At 65.0% G+C, this 17295-nt stretch carries 11 protein-coding genes; 7 read left to right on the forward strand and 4 right to left on the reverse strand.

All coding sequences use genetic code 11. The features are described from left to right. The first annotated feature begins 131 nt into the window (after window positions 1-131). Entirely contained in the window at window positions 132-1757 is a 1626-nt protein-coding gene (pckA, locus tag N0D28_RS14345) for a phosphoenolpyruvate carboxykinase (ATP) (RefSeq protein ID WP_260560166.1), read from the forward strand. A gap of 91 nt (window positions 1758-1848) precedes the next feature. Here pckA and N0D28_RS14350 read toward each other — a convergent pair whose 3' ends face one another. Together N0D28_RS14350 and N0D28_RS15585 are read right to left on the reverse strand one after the other, a co-directional pair. Beyond that, window positions 1849-2946 (reverse strand): S1C family serine protease, encoded by a 1098-nt coding sequence (locus N0D28_RS14350; protein ID WP_260560167.1) that lies wholly within the window; start codon window positions 2944-2946, stop codon window positions 1849-1851. After that, window positions 2943-3365, reverse strand: a complete 423-nt coding sequence (locus N0D28_RS15585) for an FmdB family zinc ribbon protein (protein ID WP_312846414.1) — start codon at window positions 3363-3365, stop codon at window positions 2943-2945. Before N0D28_RS15585 ends, N0D28_RS14350 begins: the two co-directional genes overlap by 4 nt. A 532-nt stretch (window positions 3366-3897) precedes the next feature. On the opposite strand from N0D28_RS15585, the gene glmS reads away from it, so the two are divergent. From glmS to N0D28_RS14385, 6 genes are all read left to right on the forward strand, one after another. Next, window positions 3898-5727 carry a glutamine--fructose-6-phosphate transaminase (isomerizing) gene (gene glmS, locus N0D28_RS14360; RefSeq protein ID WP_260560168.1) on the forward strand — a complete coding sequence of 610 codons (1830 nt, stop codon included), beginning with the start codon at window positions 3898-3900 and terminating at the stop codon, window positions 5725-5727. A 91-nt stretch (window positions 5728-5818) separates the two neighbouring features. Beyond that, complete coding sequence (locus tag N0D28_RS14365; protein WP_260560169.1) at window positions 5819-6601, forward strand: hypothetical protein; 783 nt, start codon at window positions 5819-5821, stop codon at window positions 6599-6601. Between the two features lie 323 nt (window positions 6602-6924). Continuing rightward, window positions 6925-9045, forward strand: a complete 2121-nt coding sequence (glgX, locus tag N0D28_RS14370; RefSeq protein ID WP_260561918.1) for a glycogen debranching protein GlgX — start codon at window positions 6925-6927, stop codon at window positions 9043-9045. Window positions 9046-9265: 220 nt separating this feature from the next. Further along, the gene (gene treZ / locus N0D28_RS14375; protein ID WP_376777633.1) at window positions 9266-11113 is read left to right on the forward strand and encodes a malto-oligosyltrehalose trehalohydrolase; all 1848 of its coding nucleotides are present in this window, start codon (window positions 9266-9268) and stop codon (window positions 11111-11113) included. After that, the gene (gene treY, locus N0D28_RS14380; RefSeq protein WP_260560170.1) at window positions 11110-13995 is read left to right on the forward strand and encodes a malto-oligosyltrehalose synthase; all 2886 of its coding nucleotides are present in this window, start codon (window positions 11110-11112) and stop codon (window positions 13993-13995) included. Before treZ ends, treY begins: the two co-directional genes overlap by 4 nt. 111 nt (window positions 13996-14106) lie before the next feature. Next, window positions 14107-14790: a Bax inhibitor-1/YccA family protein gene (locus N0D28_RS14385; RefSeq protein WP_260560171.1), complete on the forward strand. Its 684-nt coding sequence runs from the start codon at window positions 14107-14109 to the stop codon at window positions 14788-14790. A 149-nt stretch (window positions 14791-14939) separates the two neighbouring features. Here the strand turns inward: N0D28_RS14385 and treS are convergent, their stop codons facing one another. Both treS and N0D28_RS14395 read right to left on the reverse strand, forming a co-directional pair. Next, the gene (treS, locus tag N0D28_RS14390; RefSeq protein WP_376777634.1) at window positions 14940-16628 is read right to left on the reverse strand and encodes a maltose alpha-D-glucosyltransferase; all 1689 of its coding nucleotides are present in this window, start codon (window positions 16626-16628) and stop codon (window positions 14940-14942) included. A gap of 125 nt (window positions 16629-16753) precedes the next feature. Further along, on the reverse strand, window positions 16754-17194 hold the full coding sequence (locus N0D28_RS14395; RefSeq protein ID WP_260560172.1) for an OsmC family protein: 441 nt from the start codon (window positions 17192-17194) through the stop codon (window positions 16754-16756). Window positions 17195-17295 lie beyond the last annotated feature (101 nt).

Here is a 17295-nt window from a genome sequence, read left to right on the forward strand (position 1 = left end):
GGTCTAGGCTGTTCCTAAATGTGGAACACAAACCCACTTGGTTTGGAAGCGCTTCACGGGTCACAGTAAAAGCAAGACCTGGCATTTGCCGGGCAGTCTTGCGACGTTTCGCCGCCACAGGAGGGCCACCCATGACCTCGACACTTCCCGTCACAGCCGCCCAAATACCCGCCTCTTCCCGCACCAAACCTTCGCTCCTCTCGGGGCTGAGCATTCACGACGCCACCGTTTACCACAATCCCGGCGTGCCGGAGCTGTATCAGCATGCCCTGCGGCTGGGCGAGGGCGTCATCACCCAGGGCGGGCCGCTGGCCGTCATCACCGACAAGACCGGGCGCAGTCCCAAGGACCGCTTCATCGTCGAGGACGACCTAACCCGCAGCGCGGTGTGGTGGGGCGGCTTCAACACGCCCACGACGCCGGAGGTGTTCACCCACCTGCTGGACAAGATGGGCGAGTACGCCTCAAACCGCGAGCTGTTCGTGCAGGACCTCTACGCCGGGGCCGATCCCCGCTACCGCCTGCCGGTGCGCTTCGTGCAGGAAATGGCCTACCACTCGCTGTTTGTTCGCAACATGTTCGTGCGGCCCACTCCCGAGGAACAAGCCGACTTCGAGCCAGCCTGGACGGTGCTCAACCTGCCGGGCTTCAAGGCCCAGGGCGAGGCTGACGGGGTCAGAAGCGAGACGGCCATTCTGATCGACTTCACGCGCCAGATGATTCTGGTGGCCGGAACCCAGTACGCAGGCGAGAACAAGAAGGCCATCTTCGGCGTGCTGAATTTCCTGCTGCCGGGCGTGGGCGTGATGCCGATGCATTGCTCAGCCAACGTGGGTCAGCAGGGCGACGTGGCCCTCTTCTTCGGGCTGTCGGGCACCGGCAAGACCACCCTTAGCGCCGATCCCACGAGGCAGCTGATCGGCGACGACGAGCACGGCTGGACGGGTGACGGGATCTTCAACTTCGAGGGCGGCTGCTACGCCAAGGTCATCAATCTGTCGGCCAGGGCCGAGCCGGAGATCTTCAAAACCACCCACACCTTCGGCACGGTGCTGGAAAACGTGGTGGTCCGGCCCGACCACACGCTCGACCTGGCCGACGCCTCGCTGACCGAGAACACCCGCAGCGCCTACCCCATCGAGCAGATCGCCAACCACCTGCCCGGCGGGGTCGCCGGAGTGCCCCAGCACGTCATCTTCCTGACCGCCGACGCCTCCGGCGTGCTGCCGCCCCTGTCGCGCCTGAGTGCCGAGCAGATGATGTACCACTTCATCTCGGGCTTCACCGCCAAGATTCCCGGCACCGAGGACGGCGTCAAAGAGCCGCAGCCGACCTTCTCGGCCTGCTTCGGCGCACCCTTCATGCCGCGCCACCCCGGTGAGTACGCCCGCTTGCTGGCCGAGAAAGTAAAGAGCAGCGGCGCGAAGGTCTGGCTGGTCAACACCGGCTGGAGCGGCGGCCCCTACGGCACCGGAGAGCGCATCAGCATTGGGCACACCCGCGCCCTGATCACGGCGGCGCTGAGCGGTTCGCTGGATGAGGGCGAGTTCGGGCGCGAGCCGTTCTTCGGCCTGGAGATTCCCACAGCAGTCGAGGGCGTGCCCCCCGCCGTGCTGAACCCGCGCCGGACCTGGGCCGACACCGCTGCCTACGACGCGGCGGCCAGAAAATTGGCCGGACAGTTTCGCCAGAACTTCGAGCGCTTCGAAATCGGTGTGGATCCAGCGGTGACGGCCAGCCTGCCGCAGCACGACTGAACAGCAGAAGTTGAAGGGGTCAGGGGCCAGGCCTTCGGAAAATGACCGTTCGCCTGGCCCCTGACCCCTTCGGCCACCCGGTCAGCCCGCTTTACTGCACCAGCGTGCGCTTGAGCAGCGTCACCTTGACCGGCACTTCCTTCTTGTTGCGCCACACCGTCAGCGTCACCGTCTGGCCAGGGCGCTTGGTGGCCACCCGGCGCACCACGTCGTAAGAACTCTTCACCCGCACGCCGTCCACCGCCACGATCACGTCGCCGAGCGGCGCGAGCAGCTGGCCCTCATTGTTTTTCAGGCTGCCGCGCAGACCCGAGCGCGCCCCCGCCGACCCCGCCGGGACATCGTTGACCAGCGCGCCGTTGCTGCTGCTCAGGCCCGCCAGTTGGCGCAGCGCCGGGTCGAGGTTGGCGAGGTCCTGAAAGGTCACGCCCAGCGTGCCGCGCTGAGACACCCCCACCGTTTCCAGGTCGGTCAGCGACTGCTTGACGATGTTGGCCGGAATCACCACACCGATGATGCCCGGCACCAGCTGGCTGGGGGCCGCATTGGCGTCAGCCACGCCGATCACCGCGCCGCGCGAATCGAGCACCGGGCCGCCGGAGTTGCCGCCCTGGATCATGGCGGTGGTCAGGATGTACTCGCCGACCTCACCGCCGAAACCGTCGTCGCGGGGAATGTCGGCGTTGGAGGTCGAGTACACCCCCGTCGAGATGAAGCCCTGAAACTTGATCGGCGAGCCGATGGCGATGGTCTTCTGACCCGGCACCAGGCGGCTGCTGTCTCCAAAACTCAGCAGCTTGGGCGCGCTGACGCCTGTGACCCGCAGCACCGCGATGTCGATGCCGGGATCGATGCCCACCACCTTGGCCGGAACACTGCGCCCGTCGTTGAGCGTCACGCTGAGGCTTTCCTGATTTTGCACCACATGGTAATTGGTGACGATCAGGTTGGATTTGTAGAAGAATCCGCTGCCGGTGTCGTTGGGACTCTCGCCCTGCTGGAGAGCGTCGGCACGGATTCGCACGTCCACCCGCACGGTGGCGGCCAGGGCCGCACGCGTCACCTCGACGGTGTTGATCTCGTCGGAGGTGACCAGTGGGCGCTGCGCCGTGACTGTGCCGGTGAGATAAGCGCAGGCCAGCGCCGCGCTCAGCAGCACGCCCAGTCCCAGCCCGCGCTGCCAGTTCACTGGCTCTGACCGCCGCTGGAAGAGCCGCCGCTGCTGGAAGAACCCGTCGCGGCGGGCGCGCTGCTCTTGGCCGGGGCCGGGCTGGGCGCGGCTTTGGGAGCGTCGGCTTTGGCAGTATCTGTTTTGGCCGTGTCGGTGCTGGCTGCCGGGCTGGACGCCTCGGCGCTGCTGGCTGCAGCCGTCTCCGGCCCCGGCCCAGACCCCTCTCTGTCTGCCGGAGCCGACGACTTCTTCTGACTCTGCGCGCGGGAATCGTTGGCATAAAAGCCGCTGCCCTTGAAGACGATCGCCGGAGCCGACACCAGCCGCTTGACCGGCTCGCCAGTTTCCGGATGCTGGGTGAGGGCCGCGTCTTTCATGCTCTGCTTGACTTCAAAAATTTCCTGGGTGGCCAGGTTGCGGTACACATAGGTGGGCATACTCTATTATCAACGCCTCCAGCGGCTCATTCTAACGAAACCCAGCTTCCAGCTTCAAAATCTCCGCAACAACCCGCAACCCGCCCGGCCCATTACACGGCCAGCCTAGCAAAGCTGGACCCGATCGGACGGCGGGCATTTGTCTCTGCACTCCTCCGACGGGCACGCTGCACCGTGAGTATCATACTCAGAACAGTATTACCAGACATGCTAGAATATTCTTGCCGGAAGCTCCGGCTTGGCTCTGAACGGCTAACGCCGAGAGGGCCTGACCGTTCTCTCAGGGAAGCGCAAGACCCCGCCGCCATCAACGTGCGGGGGAACGAGGTGGGAGTCATCGAAACCGCCCGCAGTGCCCATCGGGCGCGGGCCGCTTCTGCGGATGCTCTCAGGGTCAGTTCGCCGGACCCTCCCGACTCCAGTCTCTGGAGTAAACGTCCACCGAAAACCCGCCGTGAGGCGCGGGACAAGGCGGCGTACGGCAGATCAAGGACGCCCCACTGACTTCGGGTCAGCGCGGGCTGGAGCAAGTATGTGCGGAATCGTAGGCTATATCGGAGCAAGACAGGCGCAGGACGTGCTGGTTTCAGGGCTGAGCAAGCTCGAATACCGGGGATATGACTCGGCGGGTGTGGCGATTCAGAGCGGCGGCGGCATCGAGGTGAGAAAAAAGGCCGGGAAGCTGGCGAATCTGGCGGGCGAACTCGCTGCCCATCCGCTCTCCGGCACGCTGGGCATCGGGCACACCCGCTGGGCCACCCACGGCCTGCCCAACGACACCAATGCCCACCCCCACGCCACCGAGGACGGCAAGATCGTCATCATCCACAACGGCATCATCGAGAACTACCTATCGCTCAAGGCAGGTTTGCAATCACGCGGGCACGTCTTCAAGTCAGAAACCGACAGCGAGGTGCTGGCCCACCTGATCGAAGAGAAGTACGGCCAGGTCGGCAGTGATCTCTACGAAGCGGTGCGGCTGGCGCTGGGCGAGGTGCGCGGCGCTTACGGCATCGTGGTGACGCACGCCGACCACCGCGAGATCGTGGCCGCCCGCACCGTCAGCCCGCTGGTGCTGGGCGTCGGCGAGGGCGAGCTGTTTCTGGCCTCCGACGTGCCTGCGCTGCTGGCCTACACCCGCCAGGTGGTCTTTCTCCATGACGGCGACATGGTGGTGCTGGGTGACGACGGCTTCCGGATCACCGATCTGGCCGGAAACGCCTTGCAGCGCAGCATTGAGCAGATCGACTGGGACGCCGAGGCCGCCGAGAAGGGCGGATACGACACCTACATGCTCAAAGAAATCTACGAGCAGCCCACCGCCCTGACCAACACCCTGATCGGCCGCCTGAACGACGACAACGGCGAGGTCAATCTGGACATCAACCTCGATCCCGCCAGCTTCAAGCGCATCAGCATCATCGCCTGCGGCACCGCCTACTACGCCGGGCTGGTCGGCGAGTACCTGATCGAGCAGCTTGCCCGCATTCCGGTGGAAGTGGACGTGGCCTCGGAATACCGCTACCGCGAGCCGATTGTCAGTGAGGAGACCCTGGCGATTGTCATCTCACAGTCGGGCGAGACGATCGATACGCTCGAAGCGCTGCGCGAGGCCAAGAAATACGGCGCGAAGACCCTGGGCGTCATCAACGCCAAAGGCAGCAGCATGACCCGCGAACTCGACGATACCCTCTACATTCATGCCGGGCCAGAAATCGGGGTGGCCAGCACCAAGGCCTACACCTCGATGGTCAGCGCCATGCTGATGCTGGCGCTGTGGCTGGCCCGCGCGCGTGGCACGCTGGACGAAACCAGGGCCAGGGAACTGCTGCACGCTGCCCGCGAGTTGCCCCGGCTGGTCGAGGAAGCCCTCGCGCCTGCGCGGGTCGAGAACATCAAACGGGTGGCCGAGAAGTATGCCCACTCGCGCGACTACCTGTTTCTGGGACGCGGGGTGAACGCGCCCACAGCGCTGGAAGGTGCCCTGAAGCTCAAGGAGATCAGCTACATCCACGCCGAGGGCTACGCGGCGGGCGAGATGAAGCACGGCCCGATCGCCCTGATCGACAGCGACCTGCCGGTGGTGGTGGTCGCCACCGAGAGCCGCCTCTTGGAGAAGACCATCAGTAACGTGCAGGAGGTGCGCGCCCGCGCCGGAAAGGTGATCGCCCTGCTGAGTGACGGCGACACCGAGAACGCCCAGCACGCCGACGACGTGATTTATGTGCCCAGGGCGCACGAGATGGTCAGCCCGGTGGTCAATGCGGTGGCGATGCAGCTGCTGGCCTACTTCACGGCGACGGCGCTCGGCAAGGACGTGGACAAGCCGAGGAACCTGGCAAAAAGCGTGACAGTCGAATAAGGCGGGGCGCTGGCGGGGGCTGTTTTCGGCGTCAGACGCACCATCTGTTCGCAACAGTTCCGGCCACGGGCCAGGCTCTAGACTACTCGGTATGACTGGCCCCAAACGCCCTGCCAAGAAATCAGCCACCAAACAACCCGCCTCGCGGCGCGGCGGAGCCAAATCCGCCCGCGAACTCAGCAAGGTTGGCCCCTCGCGTCCGGGCGGCCCCAGCAAGGACCGCCGAAGTGCCGAGGGCCGGAGCGGAGCCAAGGCCAGCGACGCCCGCCAGACCGCCCGGCCCACCGCCAGCGGCCTGGGCGGCGCAGGCCACACCGACACCAGGCAGGCCAGAGACAACTACCAGGATGATCCTCGCCGTCCCGGCCAGGGGCCCGGCAGACCGAAGTCCGGGGAAACCCAGTCCAGGACAACTGGGTCCAGGGGAAGCGGCTTCAGGGGAGGCAGCTTCAAAGGAACGGCCCCCAAGAAGACCGGACCCAGGGGCGCGGCCATCGGCGTCGATCTGGCCGCGCCTGCGCCCGAGACGGTGTTTCGTGACCTCGACGGTGCGGAGCAGCGTTTTCCCGACAGCAACCTCAAGCGGGTGGCGGCCCGGCTGCTCGGCGACCGACACAAGCCCTGGCGCTACCGCCCCTTTCCCTTTCCGCTGTTTACCGACAAGGGCCAGGAGCAGACCTTTTATTTCGATTTCTACGTCTACGACAACATGGACATGATCCTGAAGCTGATTCTGGTGGCCCCGCGCGAGTCGGCGGAAGTCTGGGACAAGGTCGGGCGCTTCAAGCGGCAGTACCCGATGTACAGCTACGAACTGTGGACCCCCGACAAGCTGGCGCAGTTGCAAAAGCCGCGCACCCAGCTCAATTTCTGAGGACCTGCCGCCCGGCGTTGAGCAACCCTGACCCTAAACAAATGATCAACGCCTCGTCTAGACGCGCCCGCTTTCCCGCTGGGCGCGGCTTTTCTGCTGCGTTGGGACGTGGTGGACGGAACCTGACGCCCTTCTCCCCCAGTTCTGTAACCGATGCCTCGGCTCCCGGTGAGAGGCCTCTGATAAACTCACACCCGCTTTGAGGCAGCCCTACGACGGCGGCCCAGACACACAGTTGATGTCCAGCACCACCTCCATCCAGATGAACCAGTACAGCCACCTTGACACTGGGGCGGCTTTTGAAAGGAGTCACCTCTATGACCATGCAAACCAGACCCGGCACGCCGCACCCACTCGGCGCAACCTGGGACGGACACGGCACCAATTTCGCCCTCTACAGCGAGCACGCTTCCGGCGTCGAGCTGTGCCTCTTTGACGCCGAGGGTACCGAGACCCGTCTGCCGGTCACCGAGCAGACCGCCTTCGTGTGGCACGCTTACGTGCCGGGCGTGCAGCCGGGCCAGCGTTACGGCTACCGCGTTGACGGCGAGTACGCCCCCGAGCGCGGCCTGCGTTTCGACCCGCACGTGGTCTTGCTCGATCCGTATGCCAAGGCGGTGGAGGGCACCGAGCAGTTTGACAAGGGCGTGTTTGCCTACGTACCGGGCGACGAAGACAACACCATGCAGACCGAAGACCAGCGCGGCGCGCCGCTGGGCCTGGTGGTTGACCCCGGCTTCGACTGGCAGGGCGACCAGCCGCCCAACGTGCCGTTTCACCAGTCGGTGATCTACGAGGCCCACGTGCGCGGCCTGACCATGACCCACCCGGACGTGCCCGAGGAGCTGCGCGGCACCTACGCGGGCATCGCCAATCCGCCGACGCTGAAGTACCTCAAGGAACTCGGCATCACTGCCGTCGAGCTGATGCCGGTGCACCTGCACGTGGACGATCCCTTTTTGCTCGACAAGGGCCTGGACAATTACTGGGGCTACTCCACGCTGAGCTTCTTCGCGCCGGAAGTGCGCTACTCCGCCGCTGCCCGCCAGAATGACCCGCAGGGCGTCATCGCCGAGTTCAAGGGCATGGTCAAGGCGCTGCACAAAGAAGGCATAGAAGTGATTCTGGACGTGGTGTACAACCACACCGCCGAGGGCAACCACCTGGGGCCGACCATGAGCTTCAAGGGCATTGACAACCCCACCTATTACCGTCTGGTGACCGGCGACGAGCGCCACTATTTCGATTACACCGGCACCGGCAACAGCCTCAACGTGCGCCATCCCCAGACACTGCAACTGATCATGGACTCGCTGCGCTACTGGATCACCGAGATGCATATCGACGGCTTCCGGTTTGACCTGGCGTCCACGCTGGCACGCGGGCTGCACGAGGTCGATCAGCTGTCCAGCTTCTTCACCATCATTCACCAGGACCCGATCATCAGCCAGGTCAAACTGATCGCCGAGCCCTGGGACGTGGGCGAGGGCGGCTACCAGGTCGGCAACTTCCCGGTCAACTGGGCCGAGTGGAACGGCATCTACCGCGACGACATGCGGGCCTTCTGGCAGGGCGCGGGCGGGCTGGCCTCGGAAATCGGCTACCGCCTGACCGGCAGCAGCGACCTCTACCAGAGTGACGGACGCAAGCCGTATGCCTCAATCAACTTCATGACCGCCCACGACGGCTTTACCCTGCGGGACACGGTGAGCTACAACGACAAGCACAACGACGCCAATCAGGAAGGCAACAACGACGGTCATAACGACAACAAATCCTGGAACTGCGGCGCGGAAGGCCCCACCGACGACCCCGAGATTGAAGCCCTGCGCTCGCGGCAGCAGCGCAACATGCTGGCGACCCTGGTGCTGTCTCAGGGCACCCCGATGATCCTGGGCGGCGACGAGATCGGGCGCACCCAGCAGGGCAACAATAATGCCTATTGTCAGGACAACGAGATCAGCTGGTACGACTGGGACAACGTGGACGGGCCTTTGCTGGCCTTCACGCAAAAATTGCTCAAGCTGCGGCGCGAGCACCCGGCGCTGCACCGCCGCAAGTTCTTCTCGGGCCGTACCATTCGCGGTGAGGACGTGCGCGACATCGTCTGGCTGCGCTTCGACGGCCAGGAGATGACTGACAGCGACTGGCAGAGTGCCGAGACCCAGAGCCTGGGCGTGTTTCTGGACGGCGACGGCCTCAACGATGTGGACGCCATGGGACAGCCGGTCCGCGACGACCACCTGCTGCTGATGCTGAGCAGCACCTACATCGATCTGCCGTTCACCCTGCCGGAACTTGGCGGCTGCGGCGAGTGGGAACTGCTGCTCGACACCTACGACGACGGGGCCGAGGAGCGCGTCGCGGCAGGCGGCGAGACCACCCTACACGCCCGCAGCGTCAAGCTCTACCGCTGTGCGCGCAGCGAAACCGCGCCCGCATGAATGTGAGCTAAGCTGCTCATCGCCGCCCCGCATGACTGTGTCGGGCGGCGCTTTCACATTCCAGCAGAAAAAAAACCTGCCCGGCCATTGAGCGCTTTCTCATCGGGCGGGCCGGGCAATTGACGTAGCGTAGACACCAACAGCCGCGCAGAAAACAGTCCGTGTCCAGCGGCGCAGTACTCAAGTGTTTCTATTCACTTTCCCTGTCAGGAGGTCTGACATGTCCCACCCCGATTCTGCCCAGGCAGCTCCCACCATTTTCTCCATCCCGCACCCCACCCACATGCCCGTCTCGCCCGGCGAGCGGCTCGGCGCGCAGGTGCTGCCCGGCGGTACGGGTACCCGCTTCCGGGTCTGGTCCACCGAGGCCCGGACCGTCGCCGTCCGCATCGGCGGCCAGGACTACCCGCTGGAATGCAGCGAGGACCCCGAACACGACTGCATTCACCAGACTGTGCTGCCCTTCGGCCCCGGTACCCGCTACCAGTTCGTGCTGGACGGCGTGCCCACCCCCGATCCCTACGCCCGCTTCCTGCCGGACGGCGTTCACGGCGAGGCCGAGGTCATCGACTTCAGTGCCCACGGCTGGACGGATATCAACTGGGCCGGCATTCCGCTGGGCGAGTGCGTGTTTTACGAACTGCACATCGGCACCTTCACGCCCCAGGGCACCTACCGGGCCGCTCAGGAGAAGTTGCCGGAGTTGAAGGCCTTGGGCATCACCGCCGTCGAACTGATGCCGCTGGCCGCCTACGCAGGTGAGTACGGCTGGGGCTACGACGGGGTAGCCTTATACGCGCCGCACGCGCCGTATGGCCGCCCGGAAGACCTCAAGGCGTTCGTGAACGCGGCCCATGAGCTGGGGCTGGCCGTCTTTCTGGACGTGGTCTACAACCATTTCGGCCCCGACGGCAATTACCTCAAGAGTTACAGCCCGCGCTACTTCACCGACAAGTTTCAGAGTGCCTGGGGTGACGGCCTCGATTACGGCGAGCGCCACATGCGGCGGCTGATCACCGAGAACGCCCGGATGTGGCTGCGCGAGTACCACTTCGACGGCCTGCGGCTCGACGCCACCCAGAGCATGCCCGACGACTCCGAGATTCACATTCTGCAAGAACTCGCCTCGGAGGTTCACGAACTCGGCGGCAATCACCTGATGCTGGCCGAGGACTACCGCAACCTGCCGATGCTGGTGACCGACTACCACCTCGACGGTATCTGGGTGGACGACTTCCACCACGAGGTGCGGGTGACGCTGACCGGCGACCAGGACGGCTACTACATGGCGTTTGCGGGCGGGGCGGCGGCGCTCGCCAACGTCATCAATCGGGGCTGGACCTATGAGGGTCAGACCTGGCCGATGGAAGACCACGCCTTGCCCGGCAACCTGCGCGGCCAGCGTGCCGACGCCCTGGAATCGCCCAGTTTCGTCTATTTCATTCAGAACCACGACCAGATCGGCAACCGCGCCCAGGGCGACCGGATGACCGACGTGCAGCGTGTCTCATCCGCCGCTTTCCGGGGAGCCAGCACCTTGCTGCTCGCGCTGCCGACGACGCCGCTGATCTTCCAGGGCCAGGAATGGGCCGCCAGCACGCCGTTTCCTTTCTTTTCGAACCACCACGGCGAACTCGGCGCAATGGTCAGCGAGGGCCGCAAGAAGGAGTTCGGACATTTCGAGGGCTTTACCGGTGAAGTGCTCGACCCGCAGGCCCGCGCCACCTTCGAGCGGGCCAAGCTCGACTGGGCCGAGCGGCAGCAGGGCGAACACGCCCAGACCCTCAAGCTGTATCAGGACCTGCTCTCTCTTCGCCGCACCGACCCGGTGCTGAGTGGGCGTACCCGGCAGGTTCTGGCGGCGGGGCACCTTGAAGACGTGCTGTGGGTGCGCTGGAAGACCGAAACAGGCGAGCGGGCGCTGCTGTGGAACACCGGCAAGGCAGAAGCTGATCTCGCGCACCTCGGGTTGCCCTTCGAGTTACCCTCCAGGCTGGTCTTTCACAGTGAGAGTAGCCGCACACCCACGCTGGGAGCTGGTGAAGCCGCCTTGCTGGGCGACGGATGACGGCGGCGGTTCAGGAGGCCCAGCCATCACCAGAGGCCCCATCTTCGCCGCAGACCGCGCAGATTCCGCGCGCCACCTACCGCCTGCAACTGCATGGCCCCATCGAGCAGCCAGGCGGCCACCCTGGCCGCTTCGACTTCCGCGACGCGGCCAGGGTGGTGCCCTACCTGGCCCGGCTGGGCATCAGCACACTCTACCTCTCCCCCATCTGGCAGGCCACGCCGGGCAGCTCGCACGGCTACGACGCCACCGACCACAGCCGGGTCTCGGACGAACTCGGCGGCGAGAAGGGACTGAGAAAGCTGTGGCAGGTCGCTCAGACACACGGCATGACCATCATCGCCGACTTCGTGCCCAACCACATGGGCATTGCGGGCGGCCACAACCCCTACTGGGAAGATGTGCTCAGGCACGGGCTGGCCAGCCGCTACGCCCACTTCTTCGACATCGCCTGGGAGCCGCTCAAGCGCGCACTCAGCGGCAAGGTGCTGTTGCCGGTGCTGGGCGACCAGTACGGGCGGGTACTGGAGCGCGGCGAGTTGCAGGTGGTCCGGCACGGCGGCGAACTCGGCCTCGATTACTTCGGGCGCACCTTCCCGCTCTCACCGCGCCAGACCGCCCCGATTCTGGAACGGACCTGGGCACTCTGCGATTTGCCTGAGGGCAATGAGGCCCGCTCGGATCTGGCCTCATTGGCCTTGCAGGCGACCAACCTGCCGCGCAGCAGCGCCGATCTCAGTGACGCCGAGCGCGAGAGCCGGGCGCGCGAGAGTGCGGTCATCGAGCGCAGACTCCTGGCGCTGGCCGAGGTGGGAGCCATCGAGACCGCGCTGGGCCGCGCCCTAGCCGAACTCAACGCCGACCTGCCGCGTCTCGACACGCTAATTCAGGAGCAGAACTACCGTCTGAGCTACTGGAAAGTGGCCTCCGAGCAGATCAACTACCGCCGCTTCTTCGACATCAACGATCTGGCGGCGCTGCGCATCGAGGACCCCCGCGTGTTCGCGTGGGCACACTCCAAGCTGTTCGAGCTGATCAAGGAAGGCGTGATCGCCGGGGTGCGGCTCGACCATACCGACGGCCTCTACGACCCCGCCGGGTACTTCGAAACCTTACAGGAGCGGGCCGCCGGGGTGCTGGGCGTGCCGTATGTGCCGGGCGACAGACCGCTGTACGTGCTGGCCGAGAAGATTCTGGAACCCGGCGAGCGGCTGCCCAACTGGCCGATCTACGGCACCACCGGCTACGACTTTCTGGCGCAGCTCGGCGGCGTGTTCGTGGAGAGCGCCAACGAGGACGAGATCAGCGGCATCTACCGGCGCTTCACTGGCGACCGCAAGACCTACGGCCAGATTCTGCACGACACCAAGGAACTCATTCAGCGGGTCAGCCTGGCCTCCGAGGTCAACGTGCTGGCCGAGCACCTGGAGCGGCTGGCCGAGGCCGATCTGAGGTGGCGCGACTTTACCCTGAGCAGTCTGCGCGAGGTGCTGCGCGAGGTGATCGCGGCCTTTCCGGTGTACCGCACCTACGTGCGCCTGGGCGGGCGCGAGAGCGGCGACGACGCCAAAATCAATCACGCCATCAAGGACGCCCGCAAGCTCAACCGCGACCTCGACGGCAGCCTGTTCGACTTTCTGAAGGCGGTGCTGACTCTGGACGCGCCGGATCAGGCGACCCGCGAGCGCTACGCCGAATTCGCCTTCCGCTTTCAGCAGCTCACCGGCCCGGTGACAGCCAAGGGAGCCGAGGACACCGCCTTTTACCGCTACGGGCGGCTGCTGTGCCTCAACGAGGTCGGCGGGGACCCGGCCATCTTCGGCACACCGCCGCGCACCTTTCACGCCCAGGCCCGCGAGAGAAGCGAGAAGTGGCCGCACGCCATGCTGAGCACCAGCACCCACGACACCAAACGCGGCGAGGGCACCCGCGCCCGCATCGCGGTGCTGAGCGAGCTGCCGCAGACCTGGGCGGCCTACCTGAGCCACTGGAGCCGCCTGGCCCGCGCCCTTGAGCAGACCCTGCCGGACGGCGCAGGGCAGGCTCCTAGTAGCGGCGACCAGATCATGATGTTCCAGAACCTGCTGGGCATCTGGCCGCTGGACGGCCAGCAGGAGGGGCTGGCGGACCGCCTCAGCGCCGCCATGCTCAAGTCGGCCCGCGAGGCCAAGCTGCACACCTCCTGGGCCGCCCCCGACGGGGCGTATGAGGGGGCGCTCGACACGCTGATTCGCGGGCTGCTGGCCTCCGACGAGTTCACCGACAGTGTGCAGACCTTTCACGAGCAGATCAGCCCGCACGGCGCGCAAAACAGCCTCTCGGCGGCGCTCATCCGGCTGACTGCCCCCGGCGTGCCCGACATCTACCAGGGCAACGAGGGCTGGAATCAGTCGCTGGTTGATCCCGACAACCGCCGCCCGGTGGACTACGCCCGCCTGAGCAGCCTGCTGCGGCGCATCGAGGAGCGCCACGAGAAAGACCCGCTGGGGCTGGCCGGAGAACTGCTCAGGCGCTACCAGAGCGGCGGCGTCAAGCTGCTGACCACCTGGGCGGCGCTGCAAGCCCGCCGGAACAACCCGGCCCTGTTTGCCGAGGGCCACTACCAGGCGCTCAGCGGCGGCAAGCACATCCTGGCCTTCGCGCGCGAGTGGGAGGGCACGCTGGCCGTCACGGTGGCTCCGCGCCTGACCTGTACCCTCACCAAGGGCCAGCAGCCCTGGGCACTGGGCGAGGTCTGGGGCAGCCGCAGCCTGAGCTTGCCCAGCGGCAGTTACCGCAGCGCCGTCACGGGCGAGCGCTTCCGGGTCCGGGACGACAAGATCGCGCTCGCCAAGGTGCTGGAATTCTTCCCGGTGGCGCTGCTGCTCAGGGAACACAGATAAACCCGTAGTTTAAGCGCCCACTCGCTTGAGAGGGCCGAGTTAAAGGATGGGTGAACATACCGCAGGACAAGTCGGGAACCCCTGTCAGGTCGCCCGCGTATCCTGTGGTGTATGCAACTAACTGCGACCCGCACCGAATCGCTCGTGCGTTCGTTCATGAACCGCACGTACTCCTGGATGGCCGCCGGACTCGTCCTGACCGCCGCCATCGCCTACATTACCGCCTCGAATGAGAACCTGGCTTCCCAGGTCATGAGCATCCGCTTTCCGCTGCTGATCGTGCAGCTCGGTGTCGTTCTCGGGATGAGCTTTCTGCTGCCGCGCATCAGCAGCGCTGTGGCAGGCTTGTTGTTCATGGTCTACGCCGCCATCACCGGGCTGACCTTCTCGGGCCTGCTGATGGTGTACTCCACCCAGGCGGTCTACTCGGCCTTCGGTACCGCCGCACTCACCTTCGGGGCCATGAGCGTGGTGGGCTACGTCATCAAGCGCGATCTGTCGGGCATGGGGCGCTTCTTTCTGTTCGCCCTGATCGGGCTGGTCGTCGCCATGTTCATCAATATCTGGGTCGGCGGCGCGGCGCTCAATCTCGGCATCAGCGTCATAGGCGTGCTGCTGTTCGCGGGCCTGACCGTCTACGACACCCAGATGCTGCGCAACATGGCGCTCAGCGGCGTCGAGGGCGACAACGCCGAGAAGGGCGCGATCTACGGTGCGCTCTCCCTCTACCTGAACTTCATCAATATGTTCCTGTTTTTGCTGCGCATTTTCGGCGGCGGCGGCGGGCGCAGCTAAGCGGCGGAGAGATTCAATCCCAGGGAAGGGGCCAGTCAATATGACTGGCCCCTTCCCTTATTCCCTGTGCTGTTTTCCCTGTGCTGCAACTTTCCGCCTTCAATGTCGTCGGTCGGAATTCGGCTCTCTCCAGCAGCAACAATCCAATCTCAGTTCAGCCGCATCCAGTAATAGTCGTACTTGCCCAGCGTCATGGTGTACGGTCCTTCCCCGATGCGCGGAAAGGGACTGGCTCCTGCCAGCGTGACCGGCGTGCGGTGGATGTAGGCGCTCAGGTCGAGTTCAACAGCCTGAGCGTTGGCGGCAAAGTTGCTGACGATCAGCAGGGTTTCTTCCTCGGTGCGGCGGGTGAAGGCCAGAATCGCCGGGTTGTTGGTATCAACGAAGTTGAGGTCGCCGTGCGCGAAGGTCGGGTGGCGGCGGCGCAGTTCAAGCTGGCGCGAGTGCCACTTGAGCAGGCTGGAAGGGTCCTGCTCCTGACTGTTGACATTGACGCGGGCAAAGCCGTAAACCGGGTCCTGAATCGGCGGGAAAAAGCAGTCGGCGGGGGCCGCCGTCGAGAAGCCGCCGGAGGTGCTGGCGTTCCACTGCATCGGGGTCCGCACCCCGTTACGGTCGGCCTGTGAGAGGTCGTCGCCCATGCCGATCTCGTCGCCGTAGTACATGAACGGGCTGCCGGGCAGGGCCAGCAGCACGGTGGTCAGCAGCTCCACCTTGCGCCGGTCGTTGTCGAGCAGCGAGGACAGGCGGCGGCGGATGCCCACGTTGATCTTCATGCGGGTGTCGGGCGCATAAGCGGCGTACATAAAGGCCCGCTCGTCGTCCGAGACCATCTCCAGGGTCAGCTCGTCGTGGTTGCGCAGGAAAGTGCCCCACTGCCCGAAACTGGGAATGGCGGGCAGGCGGTTCATGATCTCGCGGATGCTGGAGGTGTCCTCGCGCTTGAGGCTCATGAACAGCCTGGGCATCACCGGGAAGTTGAAGCACATGTGAAACTCGGGGTCCGCGTCGGTCCCGAAGTACTCGACCACGTCCTCGGGCCACTGGTTGGCCTCGGCCAGCAGCAGCCTGCCAGGGTATTCGTTGTCCACCAGCCGCCGGATCCGCTTGAGAATCTCGTGCGTCTCAGGCAGGTTCTCGCAGTTGGTGCCCTCACGCTCGACCAGATACGGCACGGCGTCCACCCGGAAGCCGTCCACGCCCAGTTCGAGCCAGAAGCGCGCGGCGTCGAGCAACTCGTTGGTGACTTCAGGGTTGTCGAAATTGAGGTCCGGCTGATGCGAGAAAAAGCGGTGCCAGAAGAATTTGCCCACCTGCTCGTCGTAGGTCCAGTTGCTCGTCTCGGTGTCGGTAAAAATAATCCGCGCCTCGGGATACTCGGTACCGGTGTCGCTCCAGACGTAGTAGTGGTAATACGGATTCTCCGATCCGTCGGGCAGGGTCGGTCCCTTGCGCGCCGCCTGAAACCAGGCATGCTCATTGGAGGTGTGGTTGGTCACGAAATCGGTGACGACCTTGAGGCCGCGCGAATGGGCCTCCCTCAGAAAGACCTTGAAGTCGTCCAGGGTGCCCAAGTCCGGGTGGACGTCGGTGTAGTGGGCGACATCATAGCCGTCGTCGCGCAGCGGACTGGGGTAAAACGGCTGGAGCCACAGGCAGTCCACGCCCAGACTGCGCAGATAATCGAGCTTGCCAGTCAGCCCCGGAAAATCGCCCTTGCCGTTGCCGTCGCCGTCGGCGTAGGTTCGCACCGAGAGTTCGTAGAAGACGGCGCTCTTGTACCACTCGCCCGCCTGCGGCACGGAAGCGGACATATCGGCGGAGATCGTTTCGGTCATGGGCTGCATTCTAGGCAAAGGAAGATTGGAAGGTGCGGGGGTTTCTTAAGGACTCAGCTTTGGATGTCGCCAGCAAAACGCCCCAGCACCGGGCCAGGGCGTGAAGACCAGAGGCAAATGAGACGCTAGTTTTCGAGCACCGCCTCATGTTCGATCTGCACATTACCTTTCATAATCTGGCTCAGCGGGCAAAGTTCGGCGGCCTTGGCAACCACCACTTCGAAGGCGACCTGGTCGAGACCGTCCACCGCGCCGCGCACCATCAGCTTCATCTTGGTGATCTTGAAGCCTGCGCCCGCCGGTTCCATGACGCAGGTGGCGTCGGTGGCGAGCAGCCGGGCCGGGTGACCGTCGGCAGCCAGCATGGCCGCGAGCTGCATGGTAAAGCAGCCGCTGTGGGCCGCCGCCAGCAGTTCCTCAGGGTTGGTGCCGGGGGCGTCCTCGAAGCGGGTCTTGAAGCTGTAGGCCTGCTCCTGCAACACGCCGCTGCCGGTGCTGAGGGTGCCCTTGCCGTCTTTGAGGTCCCCTGACCAGCGGGCATTGGCCTTGCGTTCGATGTTTGCCATGCCTGCATGAAACGCCCTGGCCCACCGCACCAAATGAGAACGGCCTCTGGACACCTTCAGGAAACGCCCCGGGCGCAGCTCAGCCCGCGTGCGGAAGCTGC

It is taken from the genome of Deinococcus rubellus, assembly GCF_025244745.1.
GTDB classification, from domain to species: Bacteria; Deinococcota; Deinococci; order Deinococcales; family Deinococcaceae; genus Deinococcus; species Deinococcus rubellus.